The sequence below is a fragment of the Pseudomonas neuropathica genome (assembly GCF_015461835.1).
Taxonomy (GTDB): Bacteria; Pseudomonadota; Gammaproteobacteria; order Pseudomonadales; family Pseudomonadaceae; genus Aquipseudomonas; species Aquipseudomonas neuropathica.
This window is the reverse complement of the sequence record NZ_JACOPX010000031.1, coordinates 1-16,044: the sequence shown is the minus strand read 5'-3', so window position 1 is coordinate 16,044 and position 16,044 is coordinate 1. Positions and strand designations below refer to the sequence as shown.

The following is a 16,044-nucleotide window of genomic DNA, read 5'->3' as shown; positions in this document are numbered from 1 at the left end:
AGGTGACAACATTCAGATGACTGTTACCCTGATCAAAACCATCGCGATGGAAGACGGTCTGCGTTTCGCTATCCGTGAAGGCGGTCGTACCGTCGGCGCTGGCGTCGTAGCCAAAATCATCGAGTAAGTAGTTGTAATGTATTTTTCGGGCCGGCATAATGGTCGGCCTGATTTTGTTTTAGGTCAGTAGCTCAATTGGCAGAGCGACGGTCTCCAAAACCGTAGGTTGGGGGTTCGATTCCCTCCTGACCTGCCAGATTCACTCGGTGTGTCTGGCTTTCTTTTCACAGGATCTTCATAGATGACTCCTAAAGCTGAAGCTCAAGGCTCTCGCTTCGATCTGCTCAAGTGGCTTGTGGTTGTCGCTTTGGTGGTTGTTGGCGTTGTTGGCAATCAGTATTACTCTGCTTCGCCGATCCTGTACCGTGTGCTCGCTTTACTTGCGATTGCTGCTGTAGCTGCCTTTGTAGGCCTGCAGACTGCGAAGGGCAAGTCTTTCTTTGTACTGGTTAAGGAAGCTCGCACCGAGATTCGTAAAGTCGTTTGGCCAACTCGCCAAGAAACCACCCAGACTACCCTTATTGTGGTAGCTGTTGTTCTGGTTATGGCGTTGCTGTTGTGGGGGCTTGATTCCCTGCTCGGCTGGCTTGTTTCCTTGATTGTCGGCTAAGGGTGTCCCGTGGCTAAGCGTTGGTATGTTGTGCATGCTTACTCGGGTTACGAGAAGCATGTGATGCGCTCGCTGGTCGAGCGCGTAAAGCTGGCTGGCATGGAAGATGGCTTCGGCGAGATTCTGGTTCCCACTGAAGAAGTGGTTGAAATGCGTAATGGCCAGAAGCGCAAAAGCGAGCGTAAGTTCTTTCCAGGCTATGTGCTGGTTCAGATGGATATGAACGAGGGTACTTGGCACTTGGTCAAGGATACTCCTCGGGTGATGGGTTTCATCGGCGGTACCGCTGATAAGCCTGCGCCGATCACCGATAAAGAGGCGGAAGCAATTCTGCGTCGCGTTGCTGATGGTAGCGACAAGCCTAAGCCTAAGACTCTCTTCGAGCCAGGTGAAACGGTGCGAGTCAATGACGGTCCATTTGCTGATTTCAATGGCGTTGTTGAAGAAGTTAACTACGAAAAGAGCCGGATCCAAGTGGCAGTGCTCATTTTCGGTCGCTCTACCCCGGTAGAGTTGGAGTTCAGTCAGGTCGAAAAGGTCTAACTGGACAAGCATCCCAACCCCGCAGCCCTAGGCTGTGGGGTTTTGTCGTCACTGGGATAAACGCGCAAGTAACCGGGGAGCCTTCCGAGGCGTTCGAACCCGTAATTGGAGTGCCTCATGGCCAAGAAAATTACCGCTTACATCAAGCTGCAAGTGAAGGCCGCTCAGGCTAACCCAAGCCCACCTGTTGGTCCTGCTCTGGGTCAGCACGGCGTGAACATCATGGAGTTCTGCAAGGCTTTCAACGCCCGTACTCAGGGTCTTGAAGCAGGTCTGCCGACTCCAGTGATCATCACTGTCTATAGCGACCGTAGTTTCACTTTCGAAACCAAATCCACCCCTGCTTCGGTTCTGCTGAAGAAGGCGGCTGGTCTGACCAGCGGCTCCGCTCGTCCGAACACCGTTAAGGTTGGCACTGTTACCCGTGCTCAGCTGGAAGAAATCGCGAAAACCAAAAACGCGGATCTGACTGCAGCTGATATGGATGCAGCCGTGCGTACTATCGCCGGTTCTGCTCGTAGCATGGGCCTTAACGTGGAGGGTGTGTAATGGCTAAGCTGACCAAGCGTCAAAAGGCTATCGCCGGCAAAATCGAAGCAGGCAAGGCCTACAACATTGTAGACGCCGCTGCTCTGCTGGCTGAGCTGTCGACTGTCAAGTTCAGCGAGTCGTTCGACGTTGCTGTAAACCTGGGTGTAGACCCGCGTAAATCCGACCAGGTTGTTCGTAGCGCTACTGTGCTGCCACACGGCACTGGCAAGACCGTTCGCGTTGCTGTGTTCACCCAGGGTCCAGCTGCTGAGGCCGCTCTGGCTGCCGGCGCTGACCGTGTAGGTATGGACGACCTGGCTGCCGAAATGAAAGGCGGCGACCTGAACTATGACGTAGTGATTGCATCCCCGGATGCCATGCGCGTTGTAGGTCAACTGGGCCAGATCCTCGGTCCACGTGGTCTGATGCCTAACCCTAAGGTTGGTACTGTAACTCCAGACGTAGCTACCGCGGTTAAAAACGCTAAAGCTGGTCAGGTTCGTTATCGCACCGACAAAAACGGCATCATTCACACCTCCGTTGGCAAGATGGGCTTCGACGCCGTCAAGCTGAAGGAAAACGTTGAAGCCCTGATCGCTGATCTGAAGCGTATCAAGCCAGCTTCTTCGAAAGGTATCTATGTCAAGCGCGTTACCCTGAGCACCACTATGGGCCCAGGTCTGGTTATCGATCAGAGCTCGCTGGACGCGTAAGACAAAGGTTGGCGCGGTTGTTCGCGTCAATCGAAAGATTGGGGTCCCTGCCTGGCGGGGGCTATCCAAGACCGTAGGCGACGCAAGTCTTAAACCATAAGCCTACGCAGATGGTGCTCCCGGTTCCTTACCGAATCAGACACCAAAACGACATTCGGTTTCGATCGAATGAAACGGTAACAAGCAGGAGTTAAACCCGTGGCAATTAATCTCGAAGACAAGAAGGCCATCGTCGCTGAAGTCAACGAGGCTGCCAAAGTCGCTCTGTCCGCTGTCGTGGTTGATGCACGTGGCGTAACAGTAGGCGCAATGACCGGACTCCGTAAAGAGGCTCGTGAAGCTGGCGTTTACGTACGTGTTGTACGTAACACCCTGCTCAAGCGCGCTGTTGCTGACACTCAATACAGTGTCCTCAATGACGTGTTCACCGGCCCGACCCTGATTGCATTCTCGAACGAACATCCGGGCGCTGCTGCCCGTATCTTCAAAGAGTTTGCCAAGGGTCAGGACAAGTTCGAGATCAAGGCAGCTGCGTTCGAGGGCAAGTTCCTCGCAGCTAATCAGATCGACGTACTGGCAACCTTGCCGACCCGTGACGAAGCAATTTCTCAGCTGATGAGCGTGATTCAAGGCGCTACCAGCAAATTGGCTCGTACTCTGGCGGCAATTCGCGACCAGAAAGAAGCTGCCGCAGCCTAAGGCTCGTCAACTTCTCGCGTTTTTTGTTTATTTCGATGGTCGCGTAGGCCGTCCCCCAATTCAGGAATTGAGTCATGTCTCTGACTAACGAACAAATCATCGAAGCAATCGGCCAGAAATCCGTAGTGGAAATCGTTGAGCTGATCAAAGCGATGGAAGAAACCTTCGGTGTTACCGCTGCTGCTGCTTCGGCTGGTCCAGCTGCTGCTGCCGCTGTTGTTGAAGAGCAAACCGAGTTCAACGTTGTTCTGCTGGAAGCTGGCGAGAAGAAGGTTAACGTGATCAAGGCAGTTCGTGAACTGACCGGTCTGGGCCTGAAAGAAGCCAAAGAGAAAGTAGACGGCGCTCCTCAGGTTGTAGCTGAAGGCGTTTCGAAAGAAGCTGCTGAAGACGCCAAGAAGAAGCTGGAAGAAGCAGGCGCTAAAGTCGAGCTGAAATAAGTATCGACTTTGCTCCTCCAGCCCGAGCGTCAAGCGACAGGCTGATGGCTGGTGGCTCTTGCCACCGGCCTTTTTCCGTTATTGGCAGCCGACTGGGTCGGTGCTGATAAAGGCGCTGTAACCACCCGATGCGGTGGCGCAAACCATGGGGTTTGCACGATTTTCTGGCTGCTCCCGTCGGGAGGGGCCAAACAAGCAGGTGACCAAGCTGGGGAACGCTGATGGCTTACTCATATACTGAGAAAAAACGTATCCGCAAGGACTTTAGCAAGTTGCCGGACGTCATGGATGTGCCTTACCTCCTGGCCATCCAGCTGGATTCGTATCGTGAATTCTTGCAAGCGGGAGCGACTAAAGATCAGTTCCGCGACGTGGGCCTGCATGCGGCCTTCAAATCCGTTTTCCCGATCATCAGCTACTCCGGCAATGCTGCGCTGGAGTACGTCGGTTATCGCCTGGGCGAACCGGCATTTGATGTCAAAGAATGCGTATTGCGCGGTGTAACTTTCGCCGTACCTTTGCGGGTAAAAGTGCGCCTGATCATTTTCGACAAAGAATCGTCGAACAAAGCGATCAAGGACATCAAAGAGCAAGAAGTCTACATGGGTGAAATCCCCCTGATGACTGAGAACGGTACCTTCGTAATCAACGGTACCGAGCGTGTAATCGTTTCCCAGCTGCACCGTTCCCCGGGCGTGTTCTTTGACCACGACCGCGGCAAGACGCATAGCTCCGGCAAACTGCTGTACTCCGCGCGCATCATTCCTTACCGCGGTTCGTGGCTGGACTTCGAGTTCGACCCGAAAGACTGCGTGTTCGTGCGTATCGACCGTCGTCGCAAGCTGCCGGCATCGGTACTGCTGCGCGCGCTCGGCTATACCACTGAAGAAGTGCTGGACGCTTTCTACACCACCAACGTTTTCCACCTGAGCGGCGAAACCCTCAGCCTGGAACTGATTGCTTCGCGTCTGCGTGGTGAAATTGCGGTTCTGGACATTCAGGACGAGAAGGGCAAGGTCATTGTTGAAGCGGGTCGCCGTATTACCGCGCGCCACATCAACCAGATCGAAAAAGCCGGCATCAAGACTCTGGAAGTACCTCTGGACTACGTCCTGGGCCGTACTACCGCCAAGGTCATCGTGCACCCGGCTACCGGCGAAATCCTGGCAGAGTGCAACACCGAACTGAACACTGAAGTCCTGGCAAAAATTGCCAAGGCCGGCGTTGTTCGCATCGAAACTCTGTACACCAACGATATCGACTGCGGTCCGTTCGTCTCCGACACGCTGAAGATCGACTCCACCAGCAACCAATTGGAAGCGCTGGTCGAGATCTATCGCATGATGCGTCCAGGCGAGCCGCCAACCAAAGACGCTGCCGAAACCCTGTTCAACAACCTGTTCTTCAGTCCTGAGCGCTATGACCTGTCTGCGGTCGGCCGGATGAAGTTCAACCGTCGTATCGGTCGTACCGAGATCGAAGGTTCGGGCGTGCTGTGCAAGGAAGACATCGTCGCGGTACTGAAGACTCTGGTCGACATCCGTAACGGTAAAGGCATCGTCGATGACATCGACCACCTGGGTAACCGTCGTGTTCGCTGTGTAGGCGAAATGGCCGAGAACCAGTTCCGCGTTGGCCTGGTGCGTGTTGAGCGTGCGGTCAAAGAGCGTCTGTCGATGGCTGAAAGCGAAGGCCTGATGCCGCAAGACCTGATCAACGCCAAGCCAGTGGCTGCAGCGGTGAAAGAGTTCTTCGGTTCCAGCCAGCTCTCGCAGTTCATGGACCAGAACAACCCGCTGTCCGAGATCACCCACAAGCGTCGTGTCTCCGCACTCGGCCCTGGCGGTCTGACTCGTGAGCGCGCCGGCTTCGAAGTCCGTGACGTACACCCGACTCACTACGGTCGTGTTTGCCCGATCGAAACGCCGGAAGGTCCGAACATCGGCCTGATCAACTCCTTGGCTGCGTACGCTCGCACCAACCAGTACGGCTTCCTGGAAAGCCCGTACCGCGTGGTGAAAGAGGGTGTGGTCACCGACGAGATCGTGTTCCTGTCCGCTATTGAAGAAGCCGATCACGTGATCGCGCAGGCTTCGGCGACCATGAACGACCAGAAAGTCCTGATCGACGAACTGGTAGCCGTACGTCACCTGAACGAATTCACCGTCAAGGCGCCTGAAGAAGTCACCTTGATGGACGTTTCGCCGAAGCAGGTAGTTTCGGTTGCAGCGTCGCTGATTCCGTTCCTCGAGCACGACGACGCCAACCGTGCGTTGATGGGTTCGAACATGCAGCGTCAAGCTGTACCAACCCTGCGTGCTGACAAGCCGCTGGTAGGTACCGGCATGGAGCGTAACGTAGCCCGTGACTCCGGCGTTTGCGTCGTGGCTCGCCGTGGCGGCGTGATCGATTCTGTCGACGCCAGCCGTATCGTGGTTCGTGTTGCTGATGACGAAGTTGAAACCGGCGAAGCTGGTGTCGACATCTACAACTTGACCAAATACACCCGCTCGAACCAGAACACCTGCATCAACCAGCGTCCGCTGGTGAGCAAGGGTGATCGCGTTCAGCGTAGCGACATCATGGCCGACGGCCCGTCCACCGACATGGGTGAACTGGCGCTGGGTCAGAACATGCGCATCGCGTTCATGGCATGGAACGGCTTCAACTTCGAAGACTCCATCTGCCTGTCCGAGCGTGTGGTTCAGGAAGACCGTTTCACCACGATCCACATTCAGGAACTGACCTGTGTGGCGCGTGACACCAAGCTTGGGCCTGAGGAAATCACTGCAGACATCCCTAACGTGGGTGAAGCTGCACTGAACAAACTGGACGAAGCCGGTATCGTTTACGTAGGTGCTGAAGTTGGCGCAGGCGACATCCTGGTTGGTAAGGTCACTCCGAAAGGCGAGACCCAACTGACTCCGGAAGAAAAACTGCTGCGTGCAATCTTCGGTGAAAAAGCCAGCGACGTTAAAGACACTTCCCTGCGTGTACCTACTGGTACCAAAGGCACTGTCATCGACGTACAGGTCTTCACCCGTGACGGCGTTGAGCGTGATGCCCGTGCACTGTCGATCGAGAAGACTCAGCTGGACGAGATCCGCAAGGATCTGAACGAAGAGTTCCGTATCGTTGAAGGCGCGACGTTCGAACGTCTGCGTTCCGCTCTGGTAGGCCACAAGGCTGAAGGCGGCGCAGGTCTGAAGAAAGGTCAGGACATCACCGACGAAGTTCTCGACGGTCTTGAGCATGGTCAGTGGTTCAAACTGCGCATGGCTGAAGATGCTCTGAACGAGCAGCTCGAGAAGGCTCAGGCCTACATCGTTGATCGCCGCCGTCTGCTGGACGACAAGTTCGAAGATAAGAAGCGCAAACTGCAGCAGGGCGATGACCTGGCTCCAGGCGTGCTGAAAATCGTCAAGGTTTACCTGGCAATCCGTCGTCGCATCCAGCCGGGCGACAAGATGGCCGGTCGTCACGGTAACAAAGGTGTGGTCTCCGTGATCATGCCGGTTGAAGACATGCCGCACGATGCCAATGGCACCCCGGTCGACGTGGTCCTCAACCCACTGGGCGTACCTTCGCGTATGAACGTTGGTCAGATCCTTGAAACCCACTTGGGCCTAGCAGCCAAAGGTTTGGGCGAGAAGATCAACCGGATGGTCGAAGAGCAGCGTAAAGTCGCTGAACTGCGCACCTTCCTGGACGAGATCTACAACCAGATCGGCGGTCGTAACGAAGATCTGGACAGCTTCTCCGATCAGGAAATCCTGGATCTGGCGAAGAACCTGCGTGGCGGTGTTCCAATGGCCACTCCAGTGTTCGACGGCGCCAAGGAAAGCGAAATCAAGGCCATGCTGAAACTGGCAGACCTGCCGGAAAGCGGCCAGATGCAGCTGACTGACGGCCGTACCGGCAACAAGTTCGAGCGTCCAGTTACCGTTGGCTACATGTACATGCTGAAGCTGAACCACTTGGTAGACGACAAGATGCACGCGCGTTCTACCGGTTCGTACAGCCTGGTTACTCAGCAGCCGCTGGGTGGTAAGGCGCAGTTCGGTGGTCAGCGTTTCGGGGAGATGGAGGTCTGGGCACTGGAAGCATACGGTGCTGCTTACACTCTGCAAGAAATGCTCACAGTGAAGTCGGACGATGTGAACGGCCGTACCAAGATGTACAAAAACATCGTGGATGGCGATCACCGTATGGAGCCGGGCATGCCCGAGTCCTTCAACGTGTTGATCAAGGAAATTCGTTCCCTCGGCATCGATATCGATCTGGAAACCGAATAACACGTGACGCGAATCGAGAGCGGGGCAGGATTGCCCGCTCTCTGCTCCGCCAGGAGGAAAGGCCTTGAAAGACCTACTGAATTTGCTGAAAAACCAGGGTCAAGTCGAAGAGTTCGACGCCATCCGTATCGGATTGGCCTCGCCTGAGATGATCCGCTCATGGTCGTTCGGTGAAGTTAAAAAGCCGGAAACCATCAACTACCGTACGTTCAAACCTGAGCGTGACGGCCTGTTCTGCGCCAAGATCTTTGGCCCGGTAAAGGATTACGAGTGCCTGTGCGGTAAGTACAAGCGCTTGAAGCACCGTGGTGTGATCTGTGAGAAGTGCGGCGTTGAAGTTGCACTGGCCAAGGTTCGTCGTGAGCGCATGGCGCACATCGAACTGGCTTCGCCGGTTGCCCACATCTGGTTCCTGAAATCGCTGCCGTCCCGTATCGGCCTGCTGATGGACATGACCCTGCGTGATATCGAACGCGTTCTCTACTTCGAGAGCTATGTCGTTATCGATCCAGGCATGACCACTCTTGAAAAAGGTCAGTTGCTGAACGACGAGCAGTACTTCGAAGCGCTGGAAGAGTTCGGTGACGACTTCGACGCCCGTATGGGTGCTGAAGCTGTCCGTGAACTGCTGCACGCTATCGACCTGGAACACGAGATTGGCCGTCTGCGTGAAGAAATTCCGCAAACCAACTCCGAAACCAAGATCAAGAAGCTGTCCAAGCGTCTGAAGTTGATGGAAGCCTTCCAGGGTTCCGGCAACCTTCCAGAGTGGATGGTGCTGACCGTTCTGCCGGTTCTGCCGCCAGATCTGCGTCCACTGGTCCCGCTGGATGGCGGTCGCTTCGCGACTTCCGACCTCAACGATCTGTATCGTCGAGTGATCAACCGTAACAACCGTTTGAAGCGCCTGCTGGATCTGTCCGCTCCGGACATCATCGTGCGCAACGAAAAGCGTATGTTGCAGGAAGCTGTCGATGCTCTGCTCGACAACGGTCGTCGTGGCCGCGCTATCACCGGTTCGAACAAGCGTCCTCTGAAATCCTTGGCTGACATGATCAAGGGTAAGCAAGGTCGTTTCCGTCAGAACTTGCTCGGTAAGCGTGTTGACTACTCCGGTCGTTCGGTAATTACCGTAGGCCCGACCCTGCGTCTGCACCAGTGCGGTCTGCCGAAGAAGATGGCTCTCGAGCTGTTCAAGCCGTTCATTTTCGGCAAGCTCGAAATGCGTGGTCTCGCAACCACCATCAAAGCAGCCAAGAAAATGGTCGAGCGCGAACTGCCAGAGGTTTGGGATGTTCTCGCTGAAGTGATTCGCGAACACCCGGTTCTTCTCAACCGTGCACCGACCCTTCACCGTCTGGGTATCCAGGCGTTTGAACCGGTACTGATCGAAGGTAAGGCTATCCAGCTGCACCCGCTGGTCTGCGCCGCGTACAACGCCGACTTCGACGGCGACCAAATGGCCGTGCACGTACCGCTGACGCTGGAAGCCCAGCTCGAAGCGCGTGCGTTGATGATGTCGACCAACAACATTCTGTCGCCAGCCAACGGTGAGCCAATCATCGTTCCGTCGCAGGACGTTGTATTGGGTCTGTACTACATGACTCGTGAAGCGATCAACGCCAAAGGCGAAGGTCGTGTATTTGCGGATCTGCAGGAAGTTGACCGTGTGTTCCGTGCCGGCGAAGCCGCACTGCACGCCAAGGTTAAGGTTCGTATCAACGAAACCGTCAACGACCGTGACGGCAACAGCGTAAGCGGCACCCGTATCGTCGACACCACTGTCGGCCGTGCGCTGCTGTTCCAGGTTGTGCCAAAAGGTCTGTCGTACGACGTCGTCAACCTGCCGATGAAGAAAAAGGCGATCTCCAAGCTGATCAACCAGTGCTACCGCGTGGTTGGTCTGAAAGAGACCGTGATCTTCGCTGACCAGTTGATGTACACCGGTTTCGCTTACTCGACCATCTCCGGCGTTTCCATCGGTGTTAACGACTTCGTTATCCCTGACGAGAAAGCCCGCATCATCGGTGCTGCCACCGACGAAGTGAAAGAGATCGAGAGCCAGTACGCCTCCGGCCTGGTAACCCAGGGCGAGAAGTACAACAAAGTGATCGACCTTTGGTCGAAAGCGAACGACGAAGTTTCCAAGGCAATGATGGCCAACCTCTCGAAAGAGAAGGTTATCGACCGTCATGGCGTTGAAGTCGATCAAGAGTCTTTCAACTCGATGTACATGATGGCTGACTCGGGTGCGCGGGGTTCCGCAGCACAGATTCGTCAGCTGGCCGGTATGCGTGGTCTGATGGCCAAGCCGGACGGTTCCATCATCGAAACGCCGATTACTGCGAACTTCCGTGAAGGTTTGAGCGTACTTCAGTACTTCATCTCCACTCACGGTGCTCGTAAAGGTCTGGCGGATACCGCGTTGAAAACTGCGAACTCCGGTTACCTGACTCGTCGTCTGGTAGACGTGGCGCAGGATCTGGTTGTAACCGAGATCGATTGCGGCACCGAGCACGGTCTGCTGATGACTCCGCACATTGAAGGCGGTGACGTTGTAGAGCCGTTGGGTGAGCGCGTATTGGGTCGTGTTATTGCCCGTGACGTATTCAAGCCAGGCACCGAGGACGTTATCGTTCCGGCCGGTACTCTGGTTGACGAGAAGTGGGTCGAGTTCATCGAGCTGAACAGCATCGACGAAGTGATCGTGCGTTCGCCGATCAGCTGCGAAACCCGCTATGGCATTTGCGCCAAGTGCTACGGCCGTGATCTGGCTCGTGGTCACCAGGTGAACATCGGTGAAGCGGTCGGCGTTATCGCTGCCCAGTCCATCGGTGAGCCGGGTACCCAGCTGACGATGCGTACGTTCCACATCGGTGGTGCGGCTAGCCGTACTTCCGCAGCTGACAGCGTTCAGGTGAAGAATGGCGGTACCGTCCGTCTGCACAACCTGAAGCACGTTGAGCGAGTGGATGGTCACCTGGTTGCTGTGTCCCGTTCCGGTGAGCTGGCCATCGCTGATGACTTCGGTCGTGAGCGCGAGCGTTACAAGCTGCCGTACGGTGCTGTGATTTCGGTTAAAGAAGGTGACAAGGTCGACGCTGGCGCAATCGTGGCCAAGTGGGATCCGCACACTCACCCGATCGTTACCGAAATGAAAGGTACCGTGACCTACGTGGGCATGGAAGAAGGCATCACGATCAAACGTCAGACTGACGAATTGACCGGTATGACCAACATTGAAGTACTTGACGCGAAAGATCGTCCAGCTGCGGGCAAGGAAATCCGTCCAGCAGTGAAGATGGTCGACGACAACGGCAAGGATCTGTTGCTGCCAGGCACTGACGTTATCGCTCAGTACTTCCTGCCAGCCAACGCCCTGGTCGGTGTGGCTGACGGTGCGAAGATTGCGATCGGTGATGTTATCGCTCGTATCCCGCAAGAAACTTCGAAGACCCGTGACATCACCGGTGGTCTGCCGCGTGTTGCCGACTTGTTCGAAGCTCGTCGTCCGAAAGAAGCGTCGATTCTGGCTGAGGTCAGCGGCACCATCGCGTTCGGTAAAGAGACCAAAGGCAAGCGCCGTCTGGTTATTACCCCGAACGACGGTAGCGATCCGTACGAGGAGCTGATTCCGAAGTGGCGTCACCTGAACGTGTTCGAAGGCGAACAGGTAAACCGCGGCGAAGTTATCTCCGACGGTCCAAGCGATCCGCACGACATCCTGCGTCTGCTGGGTGTGAGCGCGCTGGCCAAGTACATCGTTAACGAGATCCAGGATGTTTACCGTCTGCAGGGCGTGAAGATCAACGATAAGCACATCGAGACCATCCTGCGTCAGATGCTGCGTAAAGTTGAAATCGCTGAATCCGGCGATTCGAGTTTCATCAAGGGCGACCAGATGGAACTGACTCACGTACTGGTAGAAAACGAGCGTTTGGGCGGCGAAGACAAGTTCGTCTCCAAGTACACTCGCGTTCTGTTGGGTATCACCAAGGCGTCGTTGTCTACCGAATCGTTCATCTCGGCAGCTTCCTTCCAGGAAACTACCCGTGTACTGACCGAAGCGGCAGTCACCGGCAAGCGCGATTACCTGCGCGGCCTGAAAGAAAACGTAGTCGTGGGTCGTCTGATCCCGGCCGGTACCGGTCTGGCATATCACAGCGAGCGCAAGCGTCGCCGTGATGCTGACAAGCCGTTGCGCGTAAGCGCCAGTGAAGTGGAAGCTGCACTGACCGAAGCGCTGAACTCGAGCGGTAACTGAGTTCTGCGGTAAATGAGCGTAAGGCCCTGATCGCTCCGTTCATCGAATCGAGACATTTTGTCGAGGTTCGAAGGGCGGGGAGGTCGGGGCCTTGCCTTGACTGGGGACAAGATCCTCTTTAGACTCTTGATCCCCTAAATTTGGCGGGAATTCGTTCCTGCCATTTTGCTTTTCTTGCAAGACAATAGCGTCGCAAGACAACAGTGGAGCTAGTAGATGGCAACTATCAACCAGCTGGTACGTCAGCCGCGTAAGCGTATCGTCGAGAAATCCGACGTACCTGCGCTGCAGAACTGCCCGCAACGTCGTGGCGTGTGCACCCGTGTGTACACCACCACGCCGAAAAAACCTAACTCGGCACTGCGTAAAGTATGCCGTGTGCGCCTGACCAACGGTTTCGAGGTTTCCTCGTACATCGGTGGTGAAGGTCACAACCTGCAAGAGCACAGCGTGGTACTGATCCGCGGCGGTCGTGTAAAAGACTTGCCAGGTGTTCGTTACCACACCGTTCGCGGCTCCTTGGATACTTCCGGCGTTAAAGGCCGTAACCAGGGTCGTTCGAAGTACGGTACCAAGCGTCCGAAGTAATCGGCCGTTTTGCAGATTTTCATTTTATTGAGTCGATAAGAGTAAGGTCGGGCACGCATCCATTGGATCTGTCCCGAGCTAACCTGAAGACCGCTTGAGGGCTTATCATGCCAAGACGTCGCGTAGCAGCAAAGCGTGAGATTCTGGACGATCCGAAATACGGAAGCCAGATCCTCGCCAAATTCATGAACCACGTTATGGAAAGCGGCAAGAAAGCCGTTGCCGAGCGTATCGTTTATGGTGCCCTGGAAACCGTTGCGACCCGTAAGGCTGGCACCGATCCCCTGGAACTCTTCGAAAAAGCACTCGACGCCATCGCTCCGCTGGTCGAAGTGAAGTCGCGCCGCGTTGGTGGTGCTACTTACCAGGTTCCGGTCGAGGTTCGTCCTTCCCGTCGTAACGCTCTGGCAATGCGCTGGTTGGTAGACTTCGCCCGTAAGCGTGGCGAGAAGTCTATGGCTCTGCGTTTGGCTGGCGAACTGCTGGATGCTGCTGAAGGTAAAGGTGCTGCTGTTAAGAAGCGTGAAGACGTGCACCGTATGGCTGAAGCCAACAAAGCTTTCTCGCACTACCGCTTCTAATTTTAGCTTCACTAATTTTGCGAGGGCTTTATGGCTCGTACTACTCCGATTAGCCGCTACCGTAACATCGGTATCGTCGCTCACGTGGATGCTGGTAAAACCACCACCACCGAGCGCGTCCTTTTTTACACCGGCAAAAGTCACAAAATGGGCGAGGTGCATGATGGCGCCGCGACCACAGACTGGATGGTGCAGGAGCAGGAGCGTGGTATTACCATTACTTCTGCTGCCATCACCGCTTTCTGGAAAGGTTCCGAGAAGCAGTATAAGGACGAGCACCGCTTCAACGTAATCGATACCCCGGGCCACGTTGACTTCACTATTGAAGTTGAGCGTTCCCTGCGCGTACTCGACGGCGCTGTCGTTGTGTTCTGCGGTACTTCGGGTGTTGAGCCTCAGTCGGAAACCGTATGGCGTCAAGCCAACAAATACGGCGTTCCACGTCTTGTTTACGTAAACAAGATGGACCGTGCTGGTGCCAACTTCCTGCGCGTGATCGGTCAGATCAAGCAGCGTCTGGGTCACACTCCGGTGCCGATCCAGTTGGCCATCGGTTCCGAAGACAACTTCCAGGGTCAGATCGATCTGATCAACATGCAAGCTGTCTACTGGAACGACTCTGACAAGGGTATGGTCCCTGTTCGCAAGGACATTCCTGCTGAGCTCCAAGAGCTGGCTGAAGAGTGGCGCAACAACATGGTTGAAGCTGCTGCTGAAGCCAACGAAGAGCTGATGAACAAGTACCTGGAAGGCGAAGAGCTGTCGATCGAAGAGATCAAAGCTGCTTTGCGTCAGCGTACTATCGCCGGCGAAATCGTTCTGGCTGTTTGCGGTTCTTCCTTCAAGAACAAGGGTGTTCCCCTGGTTCTCGACGCCGTTATCGACTTCCTGCCTGCACCGACCGACATTCCTGCGATCAAGGGTACTGACCCTGATAACGAGGAAATCGAGCTGGAGCGTCATGCAGACGATGCGGAGCCGTTCTCGGCTCTGGCGTTCAAGATCGCTACCGACCCATTCGTGGGTACCTTGACCTTCGTCCGTGTTTACTCGGGCGTGTTGAACTCCGGCGACGGCGTGATCAACTCGGTTAAAGGTAAAAAAGAGCGCGTGGGTCGTATGGTGCAAATGCACGCAAACGCCCGTGAAGAGATCAAGGAAGTACGCGCTGGTGACATCGCGGCCCTGATCGGCATGAAGGACGTCACCACTGGTGAGACCCTCTGCAACGCTGACAAGCCAATCATCCTGGTTCGCATGGACTTCCCGGAGCCGGTTATTTCGGTTGCCGTAGAGCCTAAAACCAAGGATGACCAGGAAAAAATGGGTATCGCTCTGGGCAAGCTTGCTCAGGAAGACCCGTCTTTCCGCGTTAAAACTGATGAAGAGACTGGTCAAACGATCATCTCCGGCATGGGCGAGCTGCACCTGGACATCCTGGTTGACCGGATGCGCCGTGAGTTCAACGTCGAAGCCAACATCGGCAAGCCTCAGGTTTCGTATCGTGAGCGCATCACGAAGAACTGTGAAATCGAAGGCAAGTTCGTTCGTCAGTCCGGCGGTCGTGGTCAGTTCGGCCACTGCTGGATCCGTTTTGCTCCTGCTGACGAAGGTCAGGAAGGTCTGCAATTCGTGAACGAAGTTGTAGGTGGTGTGGTTCCTAAGGAATACATCCCGGCTATCCAGAAGGGTATCGAAGAGCAGATGAAGAACGGCGTTGTTGCCGGCTATCCGCTGATCGGCCTGAAGGCTACCGTGTTCGATGGTTCTTACCACGACGTCGACTCCAACGAGATGGCGTTTAAAGTGGCTGCCTCCATGGCGACCAAGCAACTGGCCCAGAAGGGCGGTGGTGAGTTGCTTGAGCCGATCATGGCTGTAGAGGTTGTTACGCCTGAAGACTATATGGGTGATGTGATGGGCGACCTTAACCGTCGTCGCGGCATGATCCAGGGTATGGAAGACACAGTGTCCGGCAAGGTTATCCGCGCCGAAGTTCCACTGGGTGAGATGTTCGGTTATGCGACCGACGTTCGTTCCATGTCCCAGGGTCGCGCAAGCTACTCTATGGAATTCAAAAAATACGATACGGCTCCGTCGCACATCGTCGAATCCGTAACCAAAAAACAAGGCTGATTCAGCCCCTTTAGGCTAGGAGTTAATTGTCGTGGCTAAAGAAAAATTTGATCGTTCCCTACCGCACGTCAACGTTGGCACCATCGGTCACGTTGACCACGGTAAAACCACTCTGACTGCTGCTCTGACTCGCGTTTGCTCGGAAGTTTTCGGTTCCGCAATCGTTGACTTCGACAAGATCGACAGCGCACCAGAAGAAAAAGCTCGCGGTATCACCATCAACACCGCACACGTTGAGTACAACTCGAAGATCCGTCACTACGCTCACGTTGACTGCCCAGGTCACGCTGACTATGTGAAGAACATGATCACCGGTGCTGCTCAGATGGACGGCGCTATTCTGGTTTGCTCGGCCGCTGATGGTCCGATGCCACAAACCCGTGAGCACATCCTGCTGTCCCGTCAGGTAGGCGTTCCGTACATCGTGGTTTTCCTGAACAAGGCTGACCTGGTAGACGACGCTGAGCTGCTGGAACTGGTTGAGATGGAAGTTCGTGACCTGCTGTCCACCTACGACTTCCCGGGCGATGACACTCCAATCATCATCGGTTCGGCTCGTATGGCTCTGGAAGGCAAAGACGACA

General features: G+C 55.3%; 13 protein-coding genes and 1 tRNA gene. All 14 read left to right on the top strand.

Features of this window, described 5'->3' with window-relative positions; translation table 11 throughout:
• The coding region (locus H8F23_RS28470) for an EF-Tu C-terminal domain-related protein (protein WP_455675586.1) at window positions 1–127 on the top strand (127 nt) is incomplete at its 5' end.
• Between the two features lie 53 nt (window positions 128–180).
• A tRNA-Trp gene (locus H8F23_RS28465) sits at window positions 181–256 on the top strand.
• 45 nt (window positions 257–301) lie between these two features.
• Complete coding sequence (secE, locus tag H8F23_RS28460; protein ID WP_009045851.1) at window positions 302–670, top strand: preprotein translocase subunit SecE; 369 nt, start codon at window positions 302–304, stop codon at window positions 668–670.
• Window positions 671–679: 9 nt separating this feature from the next.
• Window positions 680–1,213 (top strand): transcription termination/antitermination protein NusG, encoded by a 534-nt coding sequence (gene nusG / locus H8F23_RS28455; protein ID WP_007916492.1) that lies wholly within the window; start codon window positions 680–682, stop codon window positions 1,211–1,213.
• Window positions 1,214–1,330: 117 nt separating this feature from the next.
• Window positions 1,331–1,762 carry a 50S ribosomal protein L11 gene (gene rplK, locus H8F23_RS28450; protein WP_003228756.1) on the top strand — a complete coding sequence of 144 codons (432 nt, stop codon included), beginning with the start codon at window positions 1,331–1,333 and terminating at the stop codon, window positions 1,760–1,762.
• Window positions 1,762–2,457 carry a 50S ribosomal protein L1 gene (gene rplA / locus H8F23_RS28445; protein ID WP_007916481.1) on the top strand — a complete coding sequence of 232 codons (696 nt, stop codon included), beginning with the start codon at window positions 1,762–1,764 and terminating at the stop codon, window positions 2,455–2,457. The genes rplK and rplA overlap by 1 nt, the downstream gene beginning before the upstream one ends.
• Before the next feature lie 198 nt (window positions 2,458–2,655).
• Window positions 2,656–3,156 carry a 50S ribosomal protein L10 gene (gene rplJ, locus H8F23_RS28440; protein ID WP_008081912.1) on the top strand — a complete coding sequence of 167 codons (501 nt, stop codon included), beginning with the start codon at window positions 2,656–2,658 and terminating at the stop codon, window positions 3,154–3,156.
• Between the two features lie 74 nt (window positions 3,157–3,230).
• Complete coding sequence (gene rplL, locus H8F23_RS28435; protein ID WP_003228750.1) at window positions 3,231–3,596, top strand: 50S ribosomal protein L7/L12; 366 nt, start codon at window positions 3,231–3,233, stop codon at window positions 3,594–3,596.
• Window positions 3,597–3,817: 221 nt separating this feature from the next.
• On the top strand, window positions 3,818–7,891 hold the full coding sequence (rpoB, locus tag H8F23_RS28430) for a DNA-directed RNA polymerase subunit beta (RefSeq protein WP_038362146.1): 4,074 nt from the start codon (window positions 3,818–3,820) through the stop codon (window positions 7,889–7,891).
• A gap of 64 nt (window positions 7,892–7,955) precedes the next feature.
• Window positions 7,956–12,155, top strand: a complete 4,200-nt coding sequence (gene rpoC, locus H8F23_RS28425) for a DNA-directed RNA polymerase subunit beta' (protein WP_034156498.1) — start codon at window positions 7,956–7,958, stop codon at window positions 12,153–12,155.
• 216 nt (window positions 12,156–12,371) lie between these two features.
• Window positions 12,372–12,743, top strand: a complete 372-nt coding sequence (rpsL, locus tag H8F23_RS28420; RefSeq protein ID WP_003186084.1) for a 30S ribosomal protein S12 — start codon at window positions 12,372–12,374, stop codon at window positions 12,741–12,743.
• Window positions 12,744–12,850: 107 nt separating this feature from the next.
• A complete protein-coding gene (gene rpsG / locus H8F23_RS28415; protein WP_007916467.1) occupies window positions 12,851–13,324 on the top strand; it encodes a 30S ribosomal protein S7 in 474 nt (157 codons plus the stop codon).
• Between the two features lie 30 nt (window positions 13,325–13,354).
• A complete protein-coding gene (gene fusA, locus H8F23_RS28410; protein WP_016984188.1) occupies window positions 13,355–15,460 on the top strand; it encodes an elongation factor G in 2,106 nt (701 codons plus the stop codon).
• Between the two features lie 31 nt (window positions 15,461–15,491).
• On the top strand, window positions 15,492–16,044 hold a 553-nt coding region (locus H8F23_RS28405; RefSeq protein WP_194936546.1), incomplete at its 3' end, for a GTP-binding protein.